Below are 647 nucleotides of genomic sequence, written 5' to 3' on the forward strand. Positions count from 1 at the left end.
GCCCGCCGCGAGATCAGCGTCAAGATCCCCGCGGGTGTCGGCGACGGCATGCGCGTGCGGCTCGCCGCCCAGGGTGAGGTCGGGCCCGGCGGCGGCCCGGCCGGCGACCTCTACGTCGAGGTCCACGAACAGCCCCACGACGTCTTCGTCCGCGAAGGCGACGATCTGCACTGCACGGTTTCGGTGCCGATGGTCGACGCGGCGCTGGGCGCCACCGTCACCGTCGACGCCATCTTGGACGGCGTCAGCGAAATCACCATCCCGCCCGGCACCCAACCGGCGTCGGTCATCACCCTGGGCGGCGAGCCGCACGCGCATGCCGTCGCCGACACCCGCGGGGATCTTGACGCTGATCTCGCGGCGGGCCCGGCGGCGGCCCGGCCGGCGACCTCTACGTCGAGGTCCACGAACAGCCCCACGACGTCTTCGTCCGCGAAGGCGACGATCTGCACTGCACGGTTTCGGTGCCGATGGTCGACGCGGCGCTGGGCGCCACCGTCACCGTCGACGCCATCTTGGACGGCGTCAGCGAAATCACCATCCCGCCCGGCACCCAACCGGCGTCGGTCATCACCCTGGGCGGCGAGCCGCACGCGCATGCCGTCGCCGACACCCGCGGGGATCTTGACGCTGATCTCGCGGCGGGC

At 72.5% G+C, this 647-nt stretch carries 2 pseudogenes; both read left to right on the forward strand.

The window, feature by feature from the left end:
- A pseudogene (locus A5622_RS08765) lies at positions 1 to 345 on the forward strand (DnaJ C-terminal domain-containing protein); the annotation flags it as partial.
- 17 nt (positions 346 to 362) lie between these two features.
- Positions 363 to 647, forward strand: a pseudogene (locus A5622_RS30710) (DnaJ C-terminal domain-containing protein); the annotation flags it as partial.

Origin of the sequence: Mycobacterium sp. 1245801.1 (genome assembly GCF_001673055.1) — a bacterium.
Lineage (GTDB): Bacteria > Actinomycetota > Actinomycetes > Mycobacteriales > Mycobacteriaceae > Mycobacterium > Mycobacterium europaeum_A.